Consider the following 21,996-nt stretch of genomic DNA (forward strand, 5'->3'; position numbering starts at 1 on the left):
CTGTGGACAGACGATGACCGTTGTTCCAGGGTTGGACGTACAGGAGAGGAGAACGGGGGCCTGGCGAACGTCCGGCCTCGATATGACGACGGCCCGTAAGGGCGGAACCCCCGGCCGACGATGCGTCCGGGGGCATGGCTTCGGGGGGAGGATCAATATGCGTCAGAGGAGACGACTTCACCGCCGGCACGGGTGGCGAGGGCCATGTAGACCGCCGGCGAGATGGAGTTCTTGAGGAACTTGACGCTGCCGTCTCCCATCAGGGTGTTGACCCCGCCGGAGTGGTAGCTCGACGCCTTGGCGTAGGTCGCCTGGTCGGGCCAACCGCCCGTGGTCGACCGGCAGGCTCCCCAGGGATACTGGGTCGAGTTCGGAGTCACGATCGTGTTGAACATCGTGATCCCGTTGGACCCCACCTCCCAGAAGATGCCCCGGCGGTTGTTCAGGTTGCCGCTGTTCGTCTGGTAGTTCTTGTTGCAGTTGGCCAGCCCGGTATTGATCGCGGCCGGGTTCGAGTTGGCGTCGAGCATCTGGTCGGCCGTCCCCCCCGTGTTGACGATCGAGGTGCCCGGGAACCCCGCCGTGGCCGACGCCCCGCCGACGAGCCCCTCGGAGAAGGCGATCGTGTTGCTCGTCCCGTCGATGCAACTCCGGATGCCGTAGCTGACCCAGTACCAGAAAAGCCCGGTGCTCCCCTGAGACCAGGCGTTCGCGGTGGTGGGCATCGCCGCGTTAGGCGAGAGGGTCGTCGTGCCGATGCTCGCGGCGTAGCTGTTGTCGAGCGTGAAATTGACGTTCACCCCCCCGCGCGGCAGCGCCGTCTGGACGCTCCCGCAGTTGGCGTCGGACGGGCACATGAACGACTTGATCGAGGTGTACGTCGCCGTGACGTTCATCGAGTATCCGGGGTCGACGTTGTTGCCGACCATGAAGTTGATCGCGCTGTACAGCGAGTTCTGCTCGATCATCCCGAGCATCTGCGCCTGGGCGCTCCAGGTGTCCCAGTGGAAGGCGGTCGTGGGGGCGAAGTTGGTGGCCCCCATCGGAAACGCGTCGTGCACCGAATGGTAGTTGTGCAGCGCGAGTCCGATTTGCTTCAGGTTGTTCACACACTGGGCGCGGCGGGCCGCCTCGCGCGCCGCCTGGACGGCCGGCAGCAACAGGGCGATCAGGACCGCGATGATCGCGATCACGACGAGCAGCTCGATCAGCGTGAATCCACGGCGCTTCATGAGGCCTCCGGGAAAAGACGGCGTCGAAAAAGAATCGGCGGCACTTCGACCCACGTTTGCGAGACGACGGCTTCGACCTTTCCGCCGCCATCGGTCCAAGAGCATCAAGACGACGCCTCACGGCGTCGGCGGCGCCCCAGCCGCCAGGTCATTCTGGCGCTCGAGAGCGGGCTCCCAGAGACGGTTGATCGGCGGTTCGGAATCCTGTCACGCCTTCCGCGCGACGAAGGTGGGGCGGAACACCCCCCAGATGCACGACTTGTCGACGAGGGCGATGCGAAAGAAGGCTGCTTCCTCCCCCGTCGTCGGGCTTGATTCTACGTTTCGATGGATTCAGGATGAATAGAGAATCACGAAAAGAAGTTCATTCCGAGCACGACCTCTCACGCCCTCCTCGGGTCAACTGCAAGCAGGCAACCGCGCCGATCACCCCTTGCCGATGACCTTCGCCTCACGGCTCTGAACCCGCCCCCCCGCGCGATCGACGGGGGAATCCGGCGCGAGGGGGAGGTTTTCCCACTTTCCGCGCGCCGAATTCAGGATCGTGCGCCACGGTATCCCAATAGAAGGACCGGGCCTCCACGCGAGCGGTCGACGGTCTGAGTGGATCGTCCATAGGGGGGTGGCGATCACGAAAACGGTCGATCAAAGCCATTGGCGGGGCGTCGAGTTTTGTCGCAACCGATATTTTCGTAGGGCTTTGCGCTGCGTGGTCGTCGCCCCGCACGGGCGCGATCAAACCCAAACGGAGCCGACGGCCACGGCGAGGGTCGGAAGTCGGGGCGGGGAGGATCGCGGGGCGCTTGCGGAGGGGGACGGTGGCCGGGAGAATGGGTCGCCCTTTCTCCTCGGGTCGTGCGCTTCGGGCCTCCATTCATCGCTAGGGAACTATCATGGCCGTTGAACAAGCCTCGCTGGGGCGTCGGTGTCTGGCGGAGTTCGTCGGGACCTACATCCTGATCTTCATTGGTTGCGGTGTAGTGCTCACCTCGGTCATGACCGGCGCGCAGAGCGGGATCTGGCAGGCGGCCATTGTGTGGGGCGTGGGGGTGATGGGGGCGGTGTATACGATCGGCGGGATCAGCGGCGGGCACATCAACCCGGCCATCAGCGTGGCGATGGCCGCCTGGGGCCGGTTCCCGTGGCGCGAGGTCGTCCCGTACTGCCTGTCTCAAACGGCCGGGGCGTTCGTCGCGGCGGCCGTGCTGTTCGCGCTGTTCAATCCGATGCTGAAGGAGCGCGAGCGGCTCAAGGGCGTCGAGCGCGGGAAGCCGGGGAGTGAGATCACCGCCATGTGCTTCGGCGAGTTCTTCCCCAGCCCAGGACCGATCTCGAACTCAGCCGGACCGTACTCGATCGAGGAGCACGAAAAGGCCAATGCTCTGGTCACGGAGCAGACCGCCTTCATGTGCGAGGTCCTGGCGACGATGGTGCTGGCCATGGTCGTGATGGGGGTGACCGACGACCGCAACCCCGGCGGGCCCCCGTCCAAGTCCGGGCCGTTGTTCATCGGCCTGACGGTCGCGGCGCTGGTGTCGATCATGGGGCCGCTGACACAGGCATGCTTCAACCCGGCGCGCGACTTCGGGCCCCGACTCTTCACGATGCTCGCCGGCTGGGGGACCGCCGCCCTGCCGCGCGGGGCGGGCGTCTTCACGGTCTACATCCTCGCGCCGATCCTCGGGGCGGTGATCGGCGTCGGAATCTATGATCGAGTCCTGAAGCCGGGCGGCGAGTTGGGGGGCGTCGATTGACTTCTAGGAAGCCGAAGCGGTTCGACTGGTTCCTGGCCGGGATGGGAATCGCGGTCGCCCTGGCGTTCGCGTTCCCCGACCCGGGCGCCGACGGCGGATGGCTCCACCCCGACCTGCTCACCAAGGCCGGCGTGGCGCTGATCTTCTTCCTCCACGGCGTCGCGATGTCGTTCGAGGCCCTGAAGGCCGGGGCCTCGAACTGGCGGCTGCACGTGCTGGTGCAACTCGCCACGTTCCAGCTTTTCCCGCTGCTCGGCGTGATCCTGCTGCACGTCGCGGGGGGCCTGGTCTCGCCGGGCCTGCGCCTGGGTTTCTTCTACCTCTGCGCGCTGCCGTCGACGGTGTCGTCCTCGGTCGCGATGACCTCGGCGGCTCGGGGGAACGTGGCGGGGGCCGTGTTCAACGCCACGCTCTCCAGCCTGATCGGGGTCGTCGCCACGCCGGCGCTGGTGTCCTGGTACATGGGGGGCTCCCAGGCGACGGGCGGTCATTCGCTGGGCGACGTCGTCATCGACCTGCTGATCTGGCTGGTGCTGCCGCTGGTGGTCGGTCAGATCGCGCGGCGATGGCTGGCAGGATGGGCGTCGCGGAACAAGCGGACGATCGACTCCGTGGACAAGGGGACGATTCTGCTGCTGGTCTACACCTCGTTCTGCGACTCCGTGAAGATGCGGATCTGGACGGGCCACGGAGCCGACGCCGCCTGGACGCTCGTGGGCACCCTGATCCTCTTCTGGCTGGTGATGGGCCTCGTCTGGGCGACGTGCAACTTGCTGGGGTTCTCGATTGAAGACCGCATCACGGCCGTCTTCTGCGGCTCGAAGAAGACGATGGCCTCGGGCGTCCCCATGGCCCAGATCATGTTCGGCGAGAGCCCCGAGCTGGGCCTGATCCTGCTGCCGATCATGATCTACCACCCAATGCAACTCCTGATCTGCGGAGCCCTCGCCGGCCGCTGGGGGAAGCGGTCTCCCACGCCGCCTCCCCCCAGCCCCTGACGACTTCGGAATCAATGCGCTTCGATTAGCGCTTGCCTGCCTCTGACGACTGTCGTATGATCGCTCCGCTGAGACGCAGTCTCATCGCGAGCGGCTGTAGAGCCGTTGCGAACCTCTGAATCGAAAGTCGGGAGGCCGTCATGAAGCAGGGGTGGTTGATCGTCGAGGCGTGGTTGTTGGCGTCCGCCCTGGTGATCAGCGGTTCCTCGGCGCCGGCCGAGGAACCAGCGGCGACGAAGGAGTTCGAGATCCGCGACAATCGCCCGTTTCTGGGCGGGAAGCCGGTGGATCTCTGGGGACTGCGCTGCGGCAACGGGCTCTACAGTACGGCCGTCACCGAGCGGCTGATCAACGCTCTCGACACGATGACGGCGCACGGGATCAACCTGGTCGGCGTCTACATCCAGGGGCCGAACGCCGGCTGGCCCGATCCCGAGATCGGCTTCGACGGCTTCCGGCGCGACGGTCGGCTCAAGCCCGAACTGGCTGGCCGGCTGGAATGGCTGATCCGCGAGGCCGACGCCCGGGGCATGGTCGTTCAGGTCGGTCTGATCTCCCCGCGTAAGGATCAGACGTTCTACGACGAGGACTGCATTCGTCGCGCGATCCAGGAGACGGGGAAGTTCCTCACGGACCGAAAGCTCAAGAACGTGTTTGTGGACCTCGTCCATGAATACGACCACCCCGAGCGGATCGACCACGAGATCCTCCGCGAGCCCGACGCCGCCGCCAAGAAGGCCAGGCTGACGAAGTGGTTCAAGGAGGCCGCTCCGGACATCGAGGCGGGCGTCTGCCAGAACTTTCCCGCCGAGTCGACCGACGTCTACCCGGGGCAGGAGGTGCGGATCATCGAGAAAGGCGCCGCCATCCCGAGCGACGGATTCGTCGTCAACGTGGAGATCACCCGCCAGGACGTCTTCGAGAACGACGGCGTCTTCCTCCCCGCCGCCGTGGACAAAATCCTGGCGACCTGCCAGGACTACCTCGACGCGCCCCACGCCGTGATGATGTTCCACAGCGCGTACTCGCAGGGGGTGACCAACAAGAGCGGCACCGCCCCCCATCCCGAGCCCGGCGGCTACGGCACGGGCCCCAACGACCGCGGCGTCCGCTTCTACTTCGACTGGGTCCGCGACCACGTCGGCCGCTACGAATACCCCAACCACGTCAAGGACGCGTCCTCGGCGGGTCGACCGGCGCCTTTCAAGCCCCTGGATGCGAAGACTGGAGGAAAACGGCCATGAGCGAGCGTCATCGCGGATTCACGCTGATTGAGCTGCTTGTCGTCATTGCGATCATCGCAATCCTGATCGGCCTGTTGCTGCCGGCCGTCCAGGCGGCGCGGGAAGCGGCCCGGCGGATTCAGTGCACGAACAACATGAAGCAGCTGGGTTTGGCCATCACCAATTACGAGCACACGCTGGGCGGGCTGCCTCCCTCGGCGATCGTCGTCAACGCCGCGGGCGGGGCGCTCTGGACGAGCGACTTCGGCGGCCTGGGCCGGATCCTGCCGCACCTGGAGCTGGGCGCGATCTATAACTCGATCAACCTCAACTCCAGCTACGGCGACCCGGGGAACATGACCGCGACCGCCCTGACCATCGCCCCGTTCATCTGCCCCAGCGAGATCCGCAACGACCGCGAGAACAACGGCACCTTCGGCATCGTCGGCCCGACCAACTATGGGTTCTGCCTCGGCGACTGGTTCGTCTGGGCCGGGCCCAACGGCGGGGCCGTAACGCGGAGCGCCTTCGGCCCCAATCTGAGCCGGTCGTGGTCCGCGTTCACCGACGGGACCAGCAACACAATGCTCATGTCCGAGGTCAAGAACTGGCAGGTGAACATCCGCGATTGCGGCGTCCTGTCCAAGATCAACGATCCGGCCAACATCCCGAGTCCCTACGCGGACCCGAAGACCGTGGCCCCGGAATACGAAGGCTCGACCTGCCTGGTGAAGATCGAGGGGCACTGCGAGTGGCCCGAGGTCGCCGTGCATCACATCGGCATGACCACCGCCTGGCCGCCGAACAAGAGGACGCCCGGCGGTCCCGGCTACTCTCTGCCGGACGTCGACCTGAACAGCCGCCGCGAGCGGATCGGCGGGCCGACCTACGCCGCCATCACCGCCCGCAGCTATCATCCGGGGGGCGTGAACGCCCTGCTGGGGGACGGCTCCGTCCGCTTCGTCAAGCAGGCCATCGACGGCCTCGTTTGGCGTGCGCTGGGGACCGTCGCCGGCGGCGAGGTGATCAGCTCCGACGCCTACTGAGACGGAGGACGCCTCGATGCGGACGACGCCGATCATCCTGGCTCCGGCCCTCGCTCTCGTCCTCGCCGCCGGCTGTGGACGAGAGCCCGAGGGGAGTGGCGCTCCGTCCTACGACTCCGACCAGGCCAAGACGACCCTCGTCGCCGCGCTCGACGCCTGGAAACAGGGCCAGGCGAAGTCGCTGCCCCGCCGCAAGCCGCCGATCCGATTCGAGGACGACGACTTCGCGGCCGGGTTCAAACTGACGGACTACGAGCTGGAGGAACCCGATGCGACGATCGGTCTTCATCAGGACGTCCCCGTGTTTCTCTCCCTGCGCGACAAGAAGGGGGACGTCGTGAACCGCAGGGTCCTTTATCAAATCTCAACCACGCCTCAAATCGCGGTTCTTCGCAGCGATCGGTGATCGGAGCGTTCGGCATCCGATTCGCGTCTCCCTCGACTTGTCGGGAAGGTCGTCGGGGAGGATGAAGCCATGGGGCTGAAGCTGGGCGTCTTCACTGTCGTCTCGGTCGTCGCCTATCTGGGGCTGGCCGTCCTGGGCTGGGGAGGACTCCACCCTTTCTTCAGCCACCCCGCGCTGGTCGCGCTGACGGTCGTGCTCTTTGGTCTGACGGCGGCGTCCTTCTTCACGGCCGGCAACCTGAGCCCGGGCGAGAAGGAGGACCGCGGCAATCGCTGGGTTCTCTGGGCTTTCGGCCTCATCGGCGTGTTGCTGGGGTGGCTGCCGGCGTACACCGATCGGACCGAGTTCCTGACCATCGACGGCGACCTTGCACGATGGGCGGGGGTGGCGCTCTTCGCCGCCGGCGGGACGCTCCGGTTGTGGCCGGTCTTCGTCCTGGGTCGACGCTTCAGCGGCCTGGTTGCAATCCAGCCGGGGCACGAACTGGTCACGACCGGAATCTACCGGGTGATCAGGCATCCCAGCTATCTGGGCCTGATCCTCAGCACCCTGGGCTGGGTCCTGGCGTTCCGATCGGGCGTCGGCGCGGCGCTGACGGCGATCATGATGATCCCGATCGTCGCGAGGATCCGATCGGAAGAACGGCTCCTCGGCGACCAATTCGGCGCTGTCTATCAAGCCTATCGCGACCGCACCTGGCGTCTGATTCCCGGCGTCTATTGAGGAGACGTCCTCAACGAGAGCGATTCAACGACTCCCCCGCCTCTTGCTCTCCGGCCCGGGCGAAGCCACCTTGAACGCCAACGGCTCCTTGGGACCGCCGGGAGGGATCTCAGCCTTCAGGGTCGTGGCCGCGTTGAAGTTCTTGGAGACGATGTTGGCCGTCTCATCGACCTGGATCGACGGGTCGTCGGAGCTGGGGATCTTCTTCCCCGTCGGCTGGATGCTGTAGACCTCGACTCGGTAGGCGCCGGGGCTGAGGCCTTCGGTCGTGGGGATGCTGAAGGCGCCGTCGACGACGTTGGCCGTGCCGGCGGCGCCGTCGCCGCCGGGGAGGAACGTGATGACGCCCGTCTTCAGAGGCTTGCCGTCGTGCTCGACCGTCCCCTGGACGGCGAAGCGCTGATAGCCGTCGCCGGCACCGCCGCACCCCCAGCAGGCCGCCAGGGCGACCAGCCAGATTCGGAGCGATCCCCTCGCGTCAGTACGAGTCACTGGAGATGACCTCCCCGGCCGCGCTGGTGCTGAGGGCCTGCCAGGTCGGGATCGAGATCGAGTTCTTGAAGAACCGGACGGAGCCGTCGCAGAGCAGGCTGTTGACGCCCCCCGAGTGCTTGCTCCGCGACCCGAGGTAGAACAGGTTGGTGTTCGCAGTGTCGTTGATGCAGGGGAGCTGGTTCGCGAGGTCGTTGACGCAGGTGGAGTAGTCGGGCACCCGGCTGTTGGGTCCGAAGCGGGTCGAGACCTGGTAGCAGCCGCTGTCATCGTTCCACATCCGCGCCCGGCGATCGGCGGCGGACGGCGAGCCGTTGGGGGAGATCGCCTGGATCAACTCCATCAGGGCCATCGTGTTCGACGTCCCGTCGGTGACGTCCGCGATCTTCGCTCCGTAGGAGATGTAAAACGGAGCATATTTGTTCCCGGGGCCTGCCCCCTGATCATAGAAGGCGTTGGTCCCCCAGTTCACGCCGTAGTTCCCCTTCACGTCGCCGCTGACCCCCGTGGTGCCGCTGGGCTGATTGAAGACCTGCGGGGTGTCCGACGGGCATTGGAGGGTCGTCAACTTTGTCTGACGCGTCGTCGCATTGGAGATGTCGTTGAACGAGAGCGTGGCGTTGTAGCTGCTGAACAAGGCCCCTTGCTCCACGAACGGCATCACCGCCGGGATGAACGGCTGCCGGTTTTGTTGCGGCGCGGCGTAGTAGAGGCCCGTCGCCGGGTTCCGGCCCTGCGCTCCCAGGGGGAACTGGTTGTGGACGTCGTGGTAGCTGTGCAGCGCCAGGCCGAGCTGCTTCATGTTGTTGACGCACTGGATCCGCCGGGCGGCCTCGCGCGCCGCCTGCACGGCGGGGAGCAGCAGGGCGATCAGGACCGCGATGATCGCGATGACGACGAGCAATTCGATGAGCGTAAACGCCTTGCGGGGCATCCTGGACATGGCGGACTCTCCTCAAACCAACGGGTCTGGGGACCGCTCGCGGAACACCGCGGACGGTGTAGGCTCCGACTCGGCGCACGACAGAACAGCGAAGGGACGCTTCGCTTGACGGAAAGACGTAGGACCTACCCTCAGGGTCGAGGTCGCTGAAACCGGAGCGGCACGAATGAATAAATTCGGAATGATGTCGGCAAAACCTGTTGATTCAACTCGCGACTGAGAATCATGACTGTGCCGATCAGCCCTGTCAACATCGGCGTGCAAGCCTTGATGATTTCAGAAATCATCGCATGCGAAGCCGGCCGGATCGGGGTCGGTGCGCGAACGGCGATCCCTCTTTCTCAGGACGGCAGCCCGGCGTCGCAGCGGCCGGCTCCGCTCACTTGTCGACGTCCGGAATGCGGCGGCGGATTTCGATCTCGCCGAAGCGGGCGACGGGGACGTAGCTGCGATCCAGAGTTTCACGGGTGCGTGTCAGTCGCCGGCCAAGGTTCCCCTCCACGTACTCGGCGTCGCAGATCACGACGGTTTCGGACGGCTGTTCTCGCATCGTGGTGGCGACCAAGTCGTCGAAGTCGATATCCGGCAACCAATTGACCAGAATCACCGACTCGATTGGGAGCGGGGAGATGCGGCCGATGGCGGCGTTGATCGAGGGGTAGGGGAAGTGGGTTAGCAGATTCGCCACCGGGGTCGATGCGTCGGTGTGCTGACGCAGGTATTCAAGAGTCGCCTGGTAGTCGCCCCAGGTGTAGACGGCTCCCCCTCCTCGGGTGCTGGGGAAGGCATGGATCGAGCCGGGGGGGGATTGCTCGGGGACTGAGCGTGTCGTCAATGATTTGATCGCGGAGACGTCCGCCCTGACATCGCAGTACGGGTTGCCCCAGGGGAAGGCCAGATCGAACAGGATGATGAGCACCCCGAACCGAAGCAGGGCCGTTCTTCGTGCGACGATCGCGTCGCAGGTGACGGCGTCGACGATCGCAACGATGGCGAGAGCCTGGAAGAGCACGAGCGGTTGCGTCAGGTAGTTGTGGTCGACCGGATGCATGGGCCGATAGAGCAACGCGCAGGCGTTCGCCGCGAGCAAGATGGCGGCGAATCGCCGTGACGCAGGCGACGTCGCGAGCCAGGCCACGGTCAGCAGCGCCGAGCAAACGGACAGCGTCCAGACGTCCCGCAACTCGCCCGTGAAGAGCCTCCACGACCGGGAGAGCGATCCGCCGCCGTAGAACTCGCCGGAGTGGCTCACGGTGCGTAGCGCGCGGAGGAAGTCGCCTGTGAGGCCGCTGAAAAAGACCGGCGAGAACATCGCCAACAGTCCCGCTCCCAGGACGCTGAGCCAGAACAAGATCCCCTTCCAGCCGGCCGCCGCTCCACGGGGAGGGAATATCAGCGCGACGACGAACGCCGGAAAGAAGACGACGGCATGCGGTCGGATCGTCATCGCGGCGGCGTAAAGCAACGCCGAGACGATCCAGGTCCATCGCGAGCCCCCCAGGGCCAGCAGCATCAGAGCGATGGCCACCAATTCCGCCGTATGCCAGTCTCTCTGGGCGACCAGTGTGAACGGAAGCGTCGTGTAATAGCCGACGATCCACAGGCAAGCCGTCAGTCCGGCGAGCCAGCGGCCGAGGCACGTCCGGCACGAGGCGGCGACCGTCGTCAGCAGGGCGCAGAGGAGGGCGAAATCCGCCGCGTAGAACGAAAGACTAGAACCCCACCCGAAGACCCGCCCCAGCACCCAGAAGAATTCGATCTCTCCGGGGAACTGGAACCCGAACTGGTCTCGCCAGGGGAGCCTTCCACGATCCCAGCCCAGGGCAAGCGAGGCGATGAAGTCGTGGTCGGTCCAGTACGGCCAGGTCAGGTAGTGAGGGGCCCATGACGCCAGGATGATCGCCAGCGCCGAGGCGATCGCGATCGTCGGGCGTTTCCCGGCCAGGGCCCACTCCGCAGAGGACTCGGCGAACGCGGTCCATCTTTCGAGGCGACTTCGGAGCATCGGCTCGACCCAGGGCAGACGCGCCGCCCATTTGGCCGCTTCCAGAACCGCGACGATCCCAATCACAATGGCGACGTCCGTACGTTTCGGGGGCCAGTAGCCTGTCAATTCCAGGTATTCGAGCAGCACCATGCCCAGGCATGCCAGGCACGCAATCGCAGCGGCGATTCCCGCAAGCCTGACCGGGCGAGAAACGCCGGATGAGGGGGTAGAGGTGGAGGGTTCGCTGAGTTCCATCATTGGCCGTCGGTCTGTGTGGTCGATCGTCGTCGGTTCGCTTCCATCGATGCAATATACCCGGTCGACGGCGCATTTCCGACCCGAGGCGGCGATCGGCTCGAATCCAACGGTCAGGCTTCAGAGATGTTCCGCAGGGGATGCGTCCCCGATGGGACGGCTTGGGTCGACGAGCAGCCAGGAGGCGGCGCCGAGGAGGTACAGACCGCCGGCGATGCAGAGCGGGATGGCCGGGTTCGCGAAGTGGGGGAAGATGATCGGGCTGATGAATGCTCCCACCTGGCCGGAGGTGTTCATGCAGGCCGCGACCAGCGCGGCGTGCGGGCCGGCGACGTCCTGGCAGACGCTCCAGCAGGCGCCCAGCAGGAAGCTCGCCGCCGCGCCGGAGAGCGTGATCAGCAGGGCCGCGGCGAGAGCGTCGGGGACCGTCGCCCCGGCCATCATCGCCAGGCCGGCGACCACCAGCGAAGCGCATCCCAGCCCGCAACGCCCAATCCAGCGGCCTCGGGCGCGGACGAGCCGATCGGAGGTCAGACCGCCGGCGACGTCGGCCACGGCGCTGACGATCAGCGGCAGCCCCGCCAGAACTCCCGCCAGCAGGCCGAGGCGTTCGGGCGTCAGTCCCCGGTCGCGCGCCAGGTAGGTCGGCAGCCAGGTGATGTTGAAGTAGAACCCGTACGCCTGGGTGAAGTACATCAGGCAGAGCGCCAGCAGGCTGCGGTTGGACGCGATGGTCGTCAAGGCGGCGAGGTCCAGGCGGTGCGGCTTGCTGGGGGACCGGCCGGACTCGATGTATTCCAACTCCTCCGGGCTCACGGACGGGTGTTCCGAGGGCTCGTCGCGGAACCATGAGTACCAGGCCCACGCCCAGACGAAGCCGATCGAGCCGAAGACCACGAAGATCCATCGCCAGGGGACGAAACCTAGAAGTATCGAGACGAGGATCGGGGAGAGCCCGCCCCCCAGATGGGCGCCGGCGAAGAAGAACCCCTGCGCCGCGCCTCGCTCGGCCGTGGGGAACCATCGCGAGAGGGTCCGGGCCACGTTCGGGAACGCCCCGGCCTCGCCGGCGCCGAAGAGAAAGCGGACCGCCAGCAGGGAACGCAGGTTGAAGGCCGCCGCCGTGGCGATCGTGAAGGCCGACCACCAGGCGACGATTCGCGTCAGCACCCGACGCGTCCCCACGCGATCGCCCCATGCGCCGGTCGGGATCTCGAACAGGGCGTAGGCCAGCGTGAACGTGCTGAAGACCACCCCCATCTGCTTGTCTGAGATCCCTAACTCCTCCTTGATCGACGCCGTGACCCCCGCGTGCGAGAGGCAGACCCGATCCAGGTACGTCAACGCTCCCAGGGCCACGGTCATCGCCAGCACCTTGCGGCGGATCATCGTGGGCGTCCCGGACGGGTCGGCCTGCATGCTCATGGTTCGTCGCCGCCTCGCAGTTTGGTCGGACGTCGGCCCAGATCGGCGCGACGAGGGCGTCCATACCTACCAGCGGGGAGACCCGAAGTCGACGACCCGGCGCTGAAATCCCGAGACGCATTCGGACTCCGCGCGATCGGGGGCCTACATTCCAGGCGGGGGACGTCGCGGAGACGAACCCCGCGAGGCCCGCTCTGGATCCGCCGATGTCCCACGATGCACCGAAGACATCCCGACTGGCCGTCCTCATCGACGCCGAGAACATCGGCTCTCGACACGCCGCAACGCTCTTTCAGGAGATCGCCGGTCTTGGAGCGGCGACGACGAGACGCATCTACGGCGATTGGAGCCAGCCCAACCTGGCTCCGTGGCGCGGTCCGATCGATTGCTACGGGTTGTGTCCTGTGCAGCAGTTCTTGTTGAGAGCCGGTAAAAACGGGGCCGACGGCGCGCTGATCATCGACGCCATGGACCTGCTGCACTCGGCTCGTTTCGACGGCTTCTGCATCGTTTCCAGCGACGGCGATTTCGCAAGGCTCGCGCGCCGGATCCGGGAGTCGGGCCTGCTCGTCTTCGGGTTCGGCCAGAGCCAGGCCTCCCAGTCGTTCGTCCGATCCTGCGACCGATTCTTCACGTTGACCGCCGACGTCGTCGAGCCGCCGTCGCTCAAGCTCGCCGCGATGCCCCCATCGCCGGCCGGGGTGAGCCCCGCCCTCGCGAAACTGGCCCGAGACGCCTGCGCGGCCGCGACGGCGGGAGACGGTTGGGCTCCCATGTGCAACGTCGGCGATCGGATACGCAAGGCCTCGCCGGGATTCGACCCGCGAACGTTCGGCTACAAGACCCTTGGTGATCTGATTGCGGCTGTCGGAATGTTCGAGATCAAGAAGGTCCCAAATCCCAAGGACGCCCCATCACAGACCTGGTACATCAAGGCGAAACAGCCAGGAGCCTCCAGGTCGGACGTTCCTGTCTCGCCGTCGACGGTCGTTTCCGTCGGATCGAATTAAAAGGCTGCTTGCTTCGTCGCGTCGGCTCGGCGATGCTCGGGCGTCGGACCCAGGGGCCGGGCGAGCGTCGTCCGGCGGGGGCCAGGCGCACGAGAGGAGGGGAGCAGCTCATGGCCGACGAGTCGACGATCAGCCCGACGCGCGTTTCGAGGCGGCGGTTTCATCAAACTGCCGCGCTGGCCCTGGGCGCGTTCGCAGCGCCGGCGGTGGTGCGGGGACGGAACCTCAACGAGAAGCTCGACATCGCCTGCATCGGCGTCGGCGGGCGCGGGGCGTCGAACCTGAAGGACGTCGGCGGCGAGAACATCGTCGCCCTCTGCGACGTCTACGACGCGGCCGTCGCTCGGGCCGCCGACAAGCACCCCGGCGCGAAGCAGTACCGCGACTTCCGCAAGCTGTTCGACGACCTCAAGAGCTACGACGCCGTCGTGGTCAGCACCACCGAGCACACTCACCCCTTCGCCACGCTGCCGGCCCTGCAACTCGGCAAACACGTCTACTGCGAGAAGCCTCTCACCCACGACGTCTGGGAGGCCCGGATCATTCGCGAGGCCGCCGCCAAGGCCAAGGTCGCCACCCAGATGGGGACCCAGATCCACGCGAGCGACAACTACCGACGCGTCGTCGAGCTGGTCCAGGCCGGCGCGATCGGCCCGGTGAAGGAAGCCCACGTCTGGGTCGGCCGCGCCTGGGGACGGCAGTCGCCCGAGGACGCCGCCAAGAACAAGGACATCGTCTCCGTCCTGGAACGTCCCTCGGGCTCGTCGCCGATCCCGACGGGGCTCGACTGGGAACTCTGGCTCGGCCCCGCGCCGGCGCGGCCGTTCCACGAGGTCTACTTCCCGGGGCCGAAGTGGTACCGCTGGTGGGATTTCGGCAACGGCACGATGAGCGACCTGGGGAGCCACTGGATCGACCTGCCGTTCTGGGCGCTCAAGCTCAACGCCCCCAGCACGATTGAGGCCTTTGGACCGGCCGCGCATCCGGAGATCGCCCCGGCCACTATGAAGACTGTTTACGAGTACGAAGCCAAGGGAGAGCAGCCGGCCGTCAAGGTGACCTGGTACCAGGGAGCGATGAAGCCCGAGCCGTGGACCGCAGGCGAGATCCCCAAGTGGGACAGCGGCGTCCTCTTCGTCGGTGAGAAGGGGATGCTCGTCTCCGACTACGGCCGCCACCTCCTGCTGCCCGAGGAGAAGTTCCGCGACTACAAGCGGCCCGAGCCCACGATCCCCAAGTCGCTCGGCCATCATGCGGAGTGGATCCACGCCTGCAAGACGGGCGCTCCGACCACCTGCAACTTCGACTACGCCGGCCGGCTCACCGAGGCCAACCACCTCGGCAACGTCGCCTACCGCGTGGGCAAGAAGCTGATCTGGGACGCCGAGGCCCTCCGCGCGACCAACGCGTCCGAGGCCGACCCGTTCCTGCGTCGCGACTATCGCCCGGGGTGGTCGCTCTCCTGACCCAACGAAAAAAGGCCCCGGTCGCGCCTCCCCCGTCGAGGAGGACGCGGCCGGGGCCCGGATTCACGTCGGTCGGAGGCTCAATAGAGCCCGAAGCGCGAGCCTCCGATGACCGGCAGATTCTGGGACGTGGGCAGCACCTGCGGCGAGGGCATGGGGACGGCCTGGGGCGTCGCCTTGACGCTCGCCTCGCAGTCGTGGCACTTCCCGCCCTTCAGCGCCGCCTTGAAGTCCTTGATGTGCCGGCAGATGTGCTCTTCCTTCCAGGCCTTGATCCGCTCGACCTTGCCCTTGAGCTTCTCGACGAGCCAGCACGGGGCCTTGTCGGCGACGGCCTCACACTCGTGCGAGTGGGCCGTGGCCTGCGGCGAGGCCATCGGGAACCGTTCGCTCGGCGGGCAGGGCTTCAGCGGCTTGGCCCAGTAAGACTCATACGACGAGGGGAACGTGGCCGGCGGCAGGTGCGCGGGCATCGACTGCGGCGAGGCGTACGTCGAGCCCCCCTTGGACCCCTTCCAGTTCCAGAACGACCACCGCTTGGCCTTCGAGGGAGCAGCCTCCGCGACGACCATCGTCGGCACATACGTCTGGGGCTGGGCGACGGGGATCTGAGCGACCGGCGCGACCGGGACCTGAGCCATCGGCGCGACCGGCGTCTGGGCGACGGCCGACGGCGCCGTGGCGTCCTCGACGGCCAGGGCCGGAGTGAACGGCGGAGGCGGAATCGTGGGCTGAGCCTTCGGCTGGGGGGGCGTGGGCACGGGGAACGACTCGACAGCCGGTGGCGGGGGCGGGGCGACCGCCGGCTCGACGGGCTTCACGGGTTCTTCCACGGGCTTGGGCGCGGGGGCCGGCTCAGCGGGCTTCGCGGGCGCCTCCTCGGCGGGCTTGGGCGCGGGGGCCGGCTCGACGGGCTTCGGCTCCTCAACGGGCTTGGGGGCGTCGGCCGGCTTGGCCGGAGCCTCCTTGGGGGTGTCGAGGGGGACGACGGGCGCCGCCGGCTTCTCAGGCTCAACGCCGCCTCCCGGAAGGGGACGGATCGGCGGCGGCGGCGGAAGCTGGGCGGACCGCAGCAACTCCTCGTCGGCCGCGGGATCGGGTCGAGCGGCCTCCTCGTTGCGCTCGGTCATTGCAACCCGCTCCGGAGGGGCGGCCGGCGCTGGTTCGCGCTTTGCTTCGATGGGGCTCCTGCGAATGGTCGCCGGTACGGCGGGATCGAGCAGGAGGCTAGGGGCGTCGTCAGGGACGCGCGGGTGGGGCTCGTCCACGACGACGGCCGGGCCGGACTCCGGTTCAGCGGCGAGCGCTCCAGGCAGTGGAATGGGCCTGTAGAGGGCGGATGAGCTTTCCGAATCGCCCGCCGTGGGGGGGTCCTGGAAGTCGGCGGAATCGCCGCGGACCGGCATGATTCGATCGTCGTTCTTGCGAGCCCGCACCATCCGGGCGATCGCCTCGTTGGCCTCGGCCGCGGTCATCTTCGACTGCGACTCCGGCGTCGTCGTGTTTCGGCTGAAGATGGGGGCCCGTTCCGGCTGCCGTGTGACCCACGGCGGCTTTGAGAACTGGTAGATCGCCGGCCACCCTCCGCCCGACGGCGCGGACGCCGGCCAGGCGTTGGCGGGGACGGCGAACCCAGGGGCCGACCCAGCCGTCGTCTGGTAGGCCGTCCCTCGATGGAACTTCCGGGACCACCATGCCCGGATCCCCCCGGCCGAGGGCGCCGCGGTCGTCGCGACAGGCCCCTCCGCGGTCGCGGCTGGGCGATGGTGGAGCCCCGCGCAGCCGGAGACTCCCAGCAGCAAGCAAACCGCCAAGCCTGCAACCCGCGACGTCCTCATGGCGTATCCTCCCGCCTGGAGCGGCGCGATCCACGCGACCGCGGCCCTTCTGGCATCCTTGCCGGACCGTTCCGGAATCATCCGACCGTTTCCATCGGCATTCGCGACCGGCCGTCTCGGGCGATTCCAACCCCTCCGGACGTCCCCCCGAGGGTGCGACCCCGCTATCGCGGAGAATCGCTTCAGTCGACAAAGTCTGCCGCGGGCCGCAGAATTTGAACTATCGGGGCGAAGACGATACGCTGAAGCCCCAAGTGCGAGGCGTGCGCGACGGATGGAGGAAGGACGGACGATGATCAACGCCGAAGCCGCAGAACGGTTCATGGCCGCCCCCTGGCTCGAATCGACCGAACGCGAGATCAAGCACCAGATTCTTGAGTCCCTGGCTGAGGAACGAGCGCACAAGGGCGCCACCCTGCTGGCGCAGGGGCAGCCGAACGACCACCTCGCGTTTCTGATCGAAGGGACCGCCGAGATCGTCCGCCGCTCGGAGACCGGCCGAACCGACCACATCACGACGCTGAAAGCCCCGGCGGTCTTCGGCACCACCTCGTTCTTCCGACCGAATCCCCCCCAGGTCACCGTCCAGGCGACCTCCGACGTCTGGGTGCTGACCCTCCATCATCCGGCCTACAAAACGCTCCGCCGCGACCACCCCCGCGCCGCGGAGGCTCTCGCCGTCGCCGTCCTCCGGGCCGTCTCCGAACGCTTCGACCTCCTCGACCAGCTCTTCGCCGACTACCTCCGGCAACACCCTCACGCCGAGGACGTCTCCGAGTGGTCCCGGTTCCGCACCCGGCTGTTCGAGGAGCACTCCATTTAAAGCCGGATCCGGAAGGCGGCGCGGTCTATGATCCCTGGAAGCCTCGAGGTATCTGCCCCGGTCCTCACAGTCCTGCGGAGCCGACGGCCATGCCCGCTCCCCTGCGACGGCTGAGTTTCGCCGACACGATGATGCTCGTGGCCGCCGTCGGCGTAGGAGTTGGCGCGACGCAACTCAGCCTGCGGGTGATGCCGGGCATGTCCCGAAGCTTCGCCGCCAGGCTGACGATTATCCTCTTCGCGCTCGCGCTGACGATCGTCCTCATCCCGTTGCGGCTTCGCCGGCCGCGGCCTCGTCGCATTGGCCGTCTGCCGGGCCTGGCAGCCTGTGACGCCGTGGCCCTGAGCCTGGCGTTCATCGTGGTTGAACAGGCAAACGGATGGCTCAGGCCCGAGGTCCAAGCAAGGCCCGCCGAGCCGTACTTCTGGGCGATCGACCTCATCTTCAGCGTCGCGCGGATCGATTTCTACAGCCTCGCCGTGGCCGTATCGTGGCTGACCCTCGCCGTCAGTGGGCGGTGGCGACCCGAGCCGGATTTGATCGACCGTGCGGGCCGAATGCTGGGCGTCTTGTGGATCCTCTCACCCTTCCTCGTTACCTGGATCGAACTGATTCTTTAGACTCTCCGAAGGAACAATCCTGCAACGAAGGAGTCGCAGTCACTTGCCGTCAGGGGCCGCTACGGGCTTCAGCTTGATATAGCGGTCGGCGAAGGCCAGGAACGTGGGCCAGTTGGGGCCGGTGGTATGCCCGCCCTTGTGCTGACGGAAGCTGAGTTCGCCGTCGGTCAGGGCGGTCTCGACTTCGGGGAACTCCGAGGTTCCCAGGTCCTTCCGGCCTAGCAGCCGGAAGACCGGTCCCGCGGCGACGGCGGCCTGGAAGCTGCCGCGTTGGTCGAGCCACTGGCCCTCGGCTCCAGGGCCGGACGACGCCCCATAGCTGATGAACGTGGGTCGAGGCGCGCACAGGGCGATCAACTCATGGGCGTCGACCGGCAGGTCGTCCGGGGTGAGCGGCCCGCCATATTTAAGGAAGTTGCCGGCCATCCAGTGGTACTCGCCGGTGGCCGTCAGATTCTCCACCAACTCGCCGAAGTTGCGACGGTGGAGCTTGGCCCCTCCTTCTCCCGAGGAGCCGATGAAGCCGATCGCGAATCGAGGGTCGTAGGCCATCGCCACCAGCGCGGCCTTGCCGTACCGAGAGAGGCCCTCAATCCCCACCTGTTTAGCGTCGACGACGGGATCGGTCTCGAAGTAGTCGAGGACGCGGCTCGCTCCCCAGGCCCAGGCGCGGAGCGCTCCCCAGTCGTCGGGCTTGCGGGGCTTCCCCAGGTTGCAAAGTCCGATGATCCCCTGGGTCAAGCCGCCGCCGTTGTCGGCCTGGATGCTGTTCGGTACGACCACGGCGAAGCCCCAGCCTTTCGCCAGCACCTGTTCCCGCGACGACGGGCCGCTGCCAAACCCCGGCGGGGCGGCCTTGGGCGCGGCCCCCTTCGCCGTTGGGCCTCCCGGACGAGGGCCGAAGGTGCCGAACCCGAATTCGAGCATCACCGGGACGGGGCCCTTGGCGTCGGCGGGAGTCGTCAAAGTAAGCTGGATGGCGACCTCGATCTGCGGCGCTCGCGAATTATCCACTCGACCCGCCAGCCGTTTGACGACGGCCGGGATCGCGCCGACCTTCTCCTCCTTCGTCTCGACGACTTCCCACTTCACCGCGGGGACGTCCGCCGGGACCCGGCCGTAGACTTCGCGGTCGAAGTCCTCGACGATCTCGGGCCTGCGCTTCTTCCACCACTCGTCGGGAGTGGCGACCTTCGTGCCGTCCTTGCAGACGAGCGGATCGGGGAGCGTGAACGAACGAACCTTGGACTCGTCGTAGTTGACGGCGTTCGGCCCATTGCCGCGGGAGTCGGCCCCAGGTCGCAGAGACTTGATCCCCAGGGCGTCCATCATCTGGCGGTGGTCTTCCTGCGCCGTCGGCCGGGAAGGAGTGGAACCGGCAGGCTTCGGCTCCTGGGCGACGCTGGAGGCGGCGAACAGCACGAAGCACAGGGTGGAAAGCGTCGTCTTCGGCATGGGAGGGGGCCCCGAGGAGGCTTGGGATCTCGACGCGGCGACGCCATCGAGTTGTAGCAGTCGCCGGCGCCCGGAGGAAGCCGCCGGCGGTTGTGGAATCGTCGAGCCGCAAGGTTGCTTCGAGTAGACGTCGGTTGACGACGCCGAGGGGCCGATGCACAATGAAGGGGCGAGGCGCAGACCGCGACGCCTTTCACGGCGGGAAGCCGCCTTTGGGCGGAATCCCACCGGACGCCCCGTCTCACGACGACCTTCGGCGCGACGCGCCGATCCGCCCCGCGCCTCCCCCAGACCATCGACCGCAGCCGACCGACCCCGTCCAGGTCGAGCCGTGGTCCCGCCTCACCCGTGGGCGTGGTTCACCGAGCCGAAGAATCCCGGACGAAAGCTCATTCAAACGCAGCCATGAACAATTCATCGCCGACGAGGCACCCTGAGTTCGACGGCCTTCTCCGCGCGGCCACGACGTCTGGAGCCCATGGCCAGCTGGTCGACGTCCGGGAGGTTCTCCGCACTGCGCTGGGGCCGAACCGCCCGCTGGTGATGCTCTGCCCCCACGCCGACGACGGGGCCATCACGGCCGCCTGCCTGCTGCACGAGTACGCCGTCCGCCGCGGCCATCCGGTGATCGAGGTTCTGGTCTTCGCCGGCGAGCGCAACGTCGCTGCGCCCTGGTTGAACGACCAGAAAAAGATCACGATGCGCGAGAACGAGTTCCTCCTGGAGTGCAACGTCCTGGGGGCCGAGGCCGTCTGCTGGAACCTGGAAGGCTACCGTCAGCCCGGCTACCAGCCGACCGACGGCGACGTCCAGAAGGTCGTCGACTGGTTCTCGAAGCGTCGCCCCGGCGCGATCATCGTCCCGCCGGTCAACGACGCCCACGCCGCCCACCGCGTCACCCGCGCCCTCGCCGCGGTTGGCCTCCTCGGCGCTGGTCTGCACGACACCCTGGTCATGACCGGCTGGACCCCCTGGGGCCCGCTGCCGCAGCCCAACGCCTATTTCGCCTACGATGGCGAGTCCGAGCGCACCAAGGAGTGGGCGATCCACTGCCATGCGTCGCAGATTCTGCTGACGGACTACACCCAGTATTGCTCCCACCTGGGCCGGGCTTACGCCGCCCTGACCCGTGAATGGGCCGAGGGCCACAGCCTCTCCGGCCGCGCCCACCGGACCGACGATCGCTTTGTGGGGGTCGAGCTGTTCGAGCTTGAGACCTACAACCCCTGCCGCGCGACCAACAACCCGCCCGACCCGATCCACCAGGCCCTCGGTCTGCTTCGCGAGCGGGCCGCCGCGGCTTCCGCTCCGGCCCAGGCCGCGCCGCTGGCCGTCGAGCCTCCGCGAGCCGTTCCGGCCAAGGCCCCCTCGGCCTGACCGTCTCGGTTTGGTCCGCCCTCTGAATCCGTCACCCCGCAGCGAGCCCGTCGCCGATGCCCGCCGAACGTACCCTGCACGTCGCTGACTCGACCGTGATCGTCTTCCCCGACGCCGCCGCCGCCAGCCGCGCCGCGGCTGATCGGATCGCCCGCGTCGTCGCGGAAGCGGTCCCCGCCCGCGGCAAGGCGATCCTCGGCCTGGCCACCGGGGCGACGCCCGAGAGGGTCTACGACGATCTCGCCGCGCGGGTGAAGGCTGGCTCGCTGTCGTTTCGGGACGTGGTCAGCTACAACCTGGACGAGTATTACCCGATCCAGCCCCTCGACCCGTTGAGCTACCGGTACTACATGCACCGGAACCTCTTCAGCCGGGTCGACCTGGCCCCGAACCGCGCCCACGTCCTCGACGGCACGGTTCCCGAATCGGCCGCCGCCGATCACGCCGCCGAGTTCGACCGCTGGATCGAAGCCGACGGCGGCCTTGACGTTCAACTGCTGGGCATCGGCCGCAACGGCCACATCGGCTTCAACGAGCCTTCCGAGCTTTCCCCGGCCGAGTTCGCCGCGCTCCCCACCCGGATGGTCGACCTGCATCCGATCACCAAGGCTGACGCCGTCCGCGAGTTCGGCTCGGCCGAGGCCGTCATCCCCCGCGCCTTGACGATGGGCGTCCGCCAGATCCTGGCGGCGCGCTCGATCATCATGCTCGCCACCGGGCCCAAGAAGGCCCCGGTCGTGACCCAGGCCCTCAAGGGGCCGATCACGGCGTCCCTCCCCGCCTCGCTGCTGCGGACGGTCGCCGACAAGGTGGTCTGGCTCCTCGACGAGCCCGCCGCCGCGGAACTGGGCTGAAACGCAGTCGTCAGATCCACGGATTAAGAAGGCTTAGCTGTCGAATTCTCGTCGGACGGCGTCGCGTCC

19 protein-coding genes are annotated in these 21,996 nt (G+C 67.2%); 12 read left to right on the forward strand and 7 right to left on the reverse strand.

The annotated features are described in order from the left end of the window. Positions 1–152 precede the first annotated feature (152 nt). The gene (locus G5C50_RS15255) at positions 153–1,232 is read right to left on the reverse strand and encodes a DUF1559 domain-containing protein (protein WP_165070775.1); all 1,080 of its coding nucleotides are present in this window, start codon (positions 1,230–1,232) and stop codon (positions 153–155) included. 893 nt (positions 1,233–2,125) lie between these two features. On the opposite strand from G5C50_RS15255, the gene G5C50_RS15260 reads away from it, so the two are divergent. From G5C50_RS15260 to G5C50_RS15285, 6 genes are all read left to right on the forward strand, one after another. Further along, positions 2,126–2,986, forward strand: coding sequence for an MIP/aquaporin family protein (locus G5C50_RS15260; RefSeq protein WP_165070777.1), 861 nt, complete (start codon positions 2,126–2,128; stop codon positions 2,984–2,986). After that, entirely contained in the window at positions 2,983–3,984 is a 1,002-nt protein-coding gene (locus tag G5C50_RS15265) for a bile acid:sodium symporter family protein (protein WP_206107713.1), read from the forward strand. Before G5C50_RS15260 ends, G5C50_RS15265 begins: the two co-directional genes overlap by 4 nt. Positions 3,985–4,124: 140 nt before the next feature. Continuing rightward, a complete protein-coding gene (locus tag G5C50_RS15270; protein WP_165070778.1) occupies positions 4,125–5,228 on the forward strand; it encodes a hypothetical protein in 1,104 nt (367 codons plus the stop codon). Beyond that, complete coding sequence (locus G5C50_RS15275; RefSeq protein WP_165070780.1) at positions 5,225–6,253, forward strand: DUF1559 domain-containing protein; 1,029 nt, start codon at positions 5,225–5,227, stop codon at positions 6,251–6,253. Before G5C50_RS15270 ends, G5C50_RS15275 begins: the two co-directional genes overlap by 4 nt. Positions 6,254–6,269: 16 nt before the next feature. Beyond that, the gene (locus G5C50_RS15280; protein ID WP_165070782.1) at positions 6,270–6,659 is read left to right on the forward strand and encodes a hypothetical protein; all 390 of its coding nucleotides are present in this window, start codon (positions 6,270–6,272) and stop codon (positions 6,657–6,659) included. A gap of 69 nt (positions 6,660–6,728) precedes the next feature. Beyond that, complete coding sequence (locus tag G5C50_RS15285; protein WP_165070783.1) at positions 6,729–7,382, forward strand: methyltransferase family protein; 654 nt, start codon at positions 6,729–6,731, stop codon at positions 7,380–7,382. A 24-nt stretch (positions 7,383–7,406) separates the two neighbouring features. Here G5C50_RS15285 and G5C50_RS15290 read toward each other — a convergent pair whose 3' ends face one another. From G5C50_RS15290 to G5C50_RS15305, 4 genes are all read right to left on the reverse strand, one after another. Beyond that, a complete protein-coding gene (locus G5C50_RS15290; protein WP_165070785.1) occupies positions 7,407–7,874 on the reverse strand; it encodes a hypothetical protein in 468 nt (155 codons plus the stop codon). Continuing rightward, on the reverse strand, positions 7,861–8,817 hold the full coding sequence (locus tag G5C50_RS15295; protein ID WP_165070786.1) for a DUF1559 domain-containing protein: 957 nt from the start codon (positions 8,815–8,817) through the stop codon (positions 7,861–7,863). The genes G5C50_RS15290 and G5C50_RS15295 overlap by 14 nt, the downstream gene beginning before the upstream one ends. A gap of 379 nt (positions 8,818–9,196) precedes the next feature. Beyond that, positions 9,197–11,059 (reverse strand): hypothetical protein, encoded by a 1,863-nt coding sequence (locus G5C50_RS15300; RefSeq protein WP_206107714.1) that lies wholly within the window; start codon positions 11,057–11,059, stop codon positions 9,197–9,199. 120 nt (positions 11,060–11,179) lie between these two features. After that, the gene (locus G5C50_RS15305; RefSeq protein ID WP_165070789.1) at positions 11,180–12,484 is read right to left on the reverse strand and encodes an MFS transporter; all 1,305 of its coding nucleotides are present in this window, start codon (positions 12,482–12,484) and stop codon (positions 11,180–11,182) included. Positions 12,485–12,690: 206 nt separating this feature from the next. Here G5C50_RS15305 and G5C50_RS15310 point away from each other — a divergent pair, with 206 nt between their 5' ends. Both G5C50_RS15310 and G5C50_RS15315 read left to right on the forward strand, forming a co-directional pair. Next, on the forward strand, positions 12,691–13,494 hold the full coding sequence (locus G5C50_RS15310; RefSeq protein WP_165070791.1) for an NYN domain-containing protein: 804 nt from the start codon (positions 12,691–12,693) through the stop codon (positions 13,492–13,494). Between the two features lie 110 nt (positions 13,495–13,604). Beyond that, positions 13,605–14,960 carry a Gfo/Idh/MocA family protein gene (locus G5C50_RS15315; protein WP_165070793.1) on the forward strand — a complete coding sequence of 452 codons (1,356 nt, stop codon included), beginning with the start codon at positions 13,605–13,607 and terminating at the stop codon, positions 14,958–14,960. Positions 14,961–15,040: 80 nt separating this feature from the next. On the opposite strand, the gene G5C50_RS33040 is transcribed toward G5C50_RS15315, so the two are convergent. Next, positions 15,041–16,798 carry a hypothetical protein gene (locus tag G5C50_RS33040; RefSeq protein WP_165070794.1) on the reverse strand — a complete coding sequence of 586 codons (1,758 nt, stop codon included), beginning with the start codon at positions 16,796–16,798 and terminating at the stop codon, positions 15,041–15,043. Between the two features lie 292 nt (positions 16,799–17,090). Here G5C50_RS33040 and G5C50_RS15325 point away from each other — a divergent pair, with 292 nt between their 5' ends. Together G5C50_RS15325 and G5C50_RS15330 are read left to right on the forward strand one after the other, a co-directional pair. Then, positions 17,091–17,621 (forward strand): cyclic nucleotide-binding domain-containing protein, encoded by a 531-nt coding sequence (locus G5C50_RS15325; RefSeq protein WP_165070796.1) that lies wholly within the window; start codon positions 17,091–17,093, stop codon positions 17,619–17,621. 89 nt (positions 17,622–17,710) lie between these two features. Further along, positions 17,711–18,241, forward strand: a complete 531-nt coding sequence (locus G5C50_RS15330) for a hypothetical protein (RefSeq protein WP_165070798.1) — start codon at positions 17,711–17,713, stop codon at positions 18,239–18,241. A 39-nt stretch (positions 18,242–18,280) separates the two neighbouring features. On the opposite strand, the gene G5C50_RS15335 is transcribed toward G5C50_RS15330, so the two are convergent. After that, positions 18,281–19,696 carry a glucuronyl esterase domain-containing protein gene (locus G5C50_RS15335; RefSeq protein ID WP_165070800.1) on the reverse strand — a complete coding sequence of 472 codons (1,416 nt, stop codon included), beginning with the start codon at positions 19,694–19,696 and terminating at the stop codon, positions 18,281–18,283. A gap of 405 nt (positions 19,697–20,101) precedes the next feature. Between G5C50_RS15335 and G5C50_RS15340 the strand changes: the two genes are divergently transcribed. Continuing rightward, on the forward strand, positions 20,102–21,073 hold the full coding sequence (locus G5C50_RS15340) for a PIG-L deacetylase family protein (RefSeq protein ID WP_165070802.1): 972 nt from the start codon (positions 20,102–20,104) through the stop codon (positions 21,071–21,073). A 56-nt stretch (positions 21,074–21,129) separates the two neighbouring features. Continuing rightward, the gene (locus tag G5C50_RS15345; protein WP_165070803.1) at positions 21,130–21,927 is read left to right on the forward strand and encodes a glucosamine-6-phosphate deaminase; all 798 of its coding nucleotides are present in this window, start codon (positions 21,130–21,132) and stop codon (positions 21,925–21,927) included. The last annotated feature ends 69 nt before the right edge of the window (positions 21,928–21,996 follow it).

The sequence above is a fragment of the Paludisphaera rhizosphaerae genome, from assembly GCF_011065895.1.
GTDB lineage: Bacteria > Planctomycetota > Planctomycetia > Isosphaerales > Isosphaeraceae > Paludisphaera > Paludisphaera rhizosphaerae.